Genomic DNA, 3520 nt, shown 5'->3' with positions numbered 1-3520 from the left:
GTGCCGCAGCGCCGGCATCACGCCGGTCATGATCACCGGCGATCACCCGGCCACGGCGCGCGCCATCGCCGCGCGCCTCGGCATTATCGCCGATGATGGAGAGGTACTCACCGGTCGCGAGCTGACGCGCCTGGAAATGAAGGAGTTCGAGGAGCGCGTGGAACACGTGCGCGTGTACGCGCGCGTCGCCCCGGAGCAGAAGATCAAGATCGTCAAGGCGCTGCAGGATAAGGGCGAATACGTCGCCATGACCGGCGATGGCGTGAACGACGCCCCGGCGCTGCGGCGCGCGGATATCGGCATCGCCATGGGCATCACCGGCACCGACGTGGCCCGCGAAGCCGGGCACATGATCCTGCTCGACGACAACTTCGCGAGCATCGTCGCGGCGGTGCGCGAGGGCCGGCGCATATTCGACAACATCCGCAAGTTCGTGCGCTTCGTCATGACCGGCAACTCCGGTGAAATCGGCACGCTGTTCCTGGCGCCGTTTCTGGGTCTGCCGATCCCGCTGCTGCCGATTCATATCCTGTGGGTGAACCTGGTGACCGACGGCCTGCCGGGGCTGGCGCTGGCCGTGGAGCCCGAGGAAAAAGGCATCATGCAGCGCCCGCCGCGCCCGCCGCGGGAGAACCTGTTCGCGCACGGGATCTGGCAGCATATCCTCTGGGTCGGTGGCCTGATCACGGCGTTATGCCTGATCACGCAGGCGTGGGCGATGCGCGTGGGCGACGCCCACTGGCAGACGATGGTGTTCACGGTGCTGACGCTGTCGCAGATGACACACGTGCTGGCAATCCGTTCTGAAACCGAGTCGCTGTTCACGCGCGGTTTCACCACCAACCTGCCGCTGCTGGTTGCGGTGCTGCTCACCTTCGTGCTGCAACTGGCGACGATTTATGTTCCGGCGCTCAACCCGATCTTTCACACCGAACCGCTGACGGCGATGGAACTGGGAATCTGCCTGTTGTTGGCGGGATTGATATTCGTCGCCGTGGAGATCGAGAAGGTGCTGGTGCGCCGCGGCTGGCTTTATGGCGCAGCGCCGGTGCGGCGCGAAGTCAGGTCAGGGTCTTGACGCCCTGATCGGAGGCGAGCAGCAGCACGTCCGCCGGGCGGCGCGCGAACAGGCCGTTGGTGACGACGCCGGCGAGGTGATCGAGTTTTTCCTCGAGTTCCACCGGGTTCATGATGTTCAGGTTGTGCACGTCGAGAATGAGGTTGCCATTGTCAGTCTTGAAATTCTCGCGCAGCACCGGTTGGCCGCCGAGCAGCACGATCTGGCGCGCGACATAACTGCGCCCCATGGGGATGACCTCGACCGGCAGCGGGAACTTGCCGAGCACGCCGACGAGTTTGGAATCGTCGGCGATGCAGACGAACTTCCGGCTCGCGGCCGCGACGATCTTCTCGCGCGTCAGCGCGCCGCCGCCGCCCTTGATGAGGTGCAGGTGCTTGGTCGCCTCGTCGGCCCCGTCCACGTACAGCGGCAGGTCGCCGGTGGCGTTCAGGTCGAGTACTTGAATGCCGTGTTTCTTCAGGCGCTCGGCGGTGGCGTTGGAACTGGCCACGGCGCCGTCGAGCTTGCCCTTGATTTTGGCCAGCCCGTCAATGAAATGATTGGCGGTGGAGCCGGTGCCGACGCCGATCACCCAGCCGGATTCCACGTATTCCAGCGCTGCCAACGCGACCGCTTTTTTCTTGTCGTCCGGAGTCATGATGTTCTCGTTAATGTCTGAAAGGGCGCCAGAATACCTATTATCCCTGTGATAATGAAGTGTTCTTCATGTTAGATTAGCCGGATGCCCCAGAAATACTTGAAGAAAATCGAGAGTGCCCGCGTGTACGATGTCGCGCGCGAAACACCTCTCGAACTCGCCCCCATCCTTTCTCGCCGCACCGGTAACCACGTCTGGCTCAAGCGTGAGGACGAGCAGCCGGTGTTTTCGTTCAAGTGCCGTGGGGCGTACAACAAAATGGCGGGCCTTCCAAAGGCGGAATTGAAGAAAGGCGTGGTGGCCGCCTCCGCCGGCAATCATGCCCAGGGCGTGGCGCTCGCCGCCTCAAAACTCGGCACCAAAGCCGTGATCGTCATGCCGCGCACCACCCCGCAGATCAAGGTGGACGCCGTGCGCAACCTGGGCGGCAAGGTGGTGTTGCACGGCGACAATTACGACGAGGCCTACACCCACGCGCGCGAAATTGCTAACAAGCGCAAGCTGACCTTTGTGCATCCCTATGACGACCCGGACGTTATCGCCGGGCAGGGGACGATTGGCATGGAAATCCTGAAGCAGCACAGCGGGCCAATCCACGCGGTGTTCGTTCCCGTGGGCGGCGGCGGGTTGATTGCCGGCATCGCGGCGTATATCAAGCAGCTGCGTCCCGAAATAAAGATCATCGGTGTTGAGCCCGAGGATGCCGATGCCATGGAAAAGTCGCTCAAAGCAGGCAAGCGCGTGCTGCTCGATCACGTCGGCATCTTTGCCGACGGCGTCGCGGTGCGGCAGGTGGGCGAGGAAACTTTCCGGCTCTGCAAACAGTTCGTGGACGAGATGGTGATCGTCTCGAACGACGAGATCTGCGCCGCGATCAAGGACATCTTCGAGGACCGCCGCTCGATCCTCGAGCCCGCTGGCGCGCTTGCCTACGCCGGTTTGAAGCGTTACGCGGAGCAGAAACGCCTGAAGGGGAAAAATCTCGTCGCCATTGCCTCCGGCGCGAACGTGAATTTCGACCGCCTGCGCTACGTGGCCGAGCGTGCCGAGGTTGGCGAGCGGCGCGAGGCGATCCTCGCGGTCACGATTCCCGAGCGCCCCGGCGCGCTCAAGCAGTTCTGTACCATCCTCGGCGGCCACAACATCACCGAGTTCAACTACCGTTTCGCCGACCCCAAGGCGGCGCACATTTTCGTCGGCGTGCAGATCCCGCCGGACGCTGCGGATGTAAAAAAGCTCGTGGGCACTCTCCGCAAACACGGCTACGCCACGCTCGACATGACCGACAACGAGATGGCCAAGCTGCACATCCGCCATCTCGTCGGCGGCCGCGCGCCGAACGCGGTCAATGAAATCCTTTACCGCTTCGAATTCCCGGAACGCCCGGGGGCGTTGATGAATTTCCTCAACAAGATGGGCGGAAGCTGGAATATCTCGCTGTTCCACTACCGCTCCCACGGCGCCGACTTCGGACGCGTGCTGGTCGGCATGCAGGTCCCGCCGCAAGACAAGAAAAAATTCCAGAAATTTCTCGACAGCCTCGGTTATGAATATGCCGAGGAGACGGGGAATCCGGCGTATAAGTTGTTTTTGAGCTAACTCGTTTTTGTCATTAATGTAGGGTGGGTTAGGCGTTTTTTGCCGTAACCCACCGAACAACATTGTGTCGGCTTCGCTGACTTTCAAAAGCTAATGGCGGGTGGCTCCGCCCCTGCACCCTGGGTGGCTTTCTTTTGTTCGGCCAAAAGAAAGCCACGAAAGAAAAGGCCGCCCGGAGCGCGCGACCCCTTCCTCCGTTCCTC

General features: G+C 62.1%; 3 protein-coding genes. 2 read left to right on the top strand and 1 reads right to left on the bottom strand.

Annotated elements, in window-relative coordinates; genetic code table 11:
• On the top strand, window positions 1-1078 hold a 1078-nt coding region (locus tag WB402_RS13350; protein WP_424208663.1), incomplete at its 5' end, for a cation-translocating P-type ATPase.
• Here WB402_RS13350 and rpiA read toward each other — a convergent pair.
• Window positions 1062-1718 carry a ribose-5-phosphate isomerase RpiA gene (gene rpiA, locus WB402_RS13345; RefSeq protein ID WP_424208661.1) on the bottom strand — a complete coding sequence of 219 codons (657 nt, stop codon included), beginning with the start codon at window positions 1716-1718 and terminating at the stop codon, window positions 1062-1064. The two genes, WB402_RS13350 and rpiA, sit on opposite strands and share 17 nt — an antisense overlap.
• Window positions 1719-1802: 84 nt before the next feature.
• On the opposite strand from rpiA, the gene ilvA reads away from it, so the two are divergent.
• Entirely contained in the window at window positions 1803-3317 is a 1515-nt protein-coding gene (gene ilvA, locus WB402_RS13340) for a threonine ammonia-lyase, biosynthetic (protein WP_424208659.1), read from the top strand.
• The last annotated feature ends 203 nt before the right edge of the window (window positions 3318-3520 follow it).

The organism is Sulfuricaulis sp., assembly GCF_049587675.1.
GTDB lineage: Bacteria > Pseudomonadota > Gammaproteobacteria > Acidiferrobacterales > Sulfurifustaceae > Sulfuricaulis.
This window is presented reverse-complemented; position numbering and strand designations above follow the sequence as displayed.

Bases quoted from the DNA above. Each gene is read 5' to 3' on its own strand.
- rpiA (WP_424208661.1), bottom strand. From the start codon at position 1,718: ATGACTCCGGACGACAAGAAAAAAGCGGTCGCGTTGGCAGCGCTGGAA.
- ilvA (WP_424208659.1), top strand. From the start codon at position 1,803: ATGCCCCAGAAATACTTGAAGAAAATCGAGAGTGCCCGCGTGTACGAT.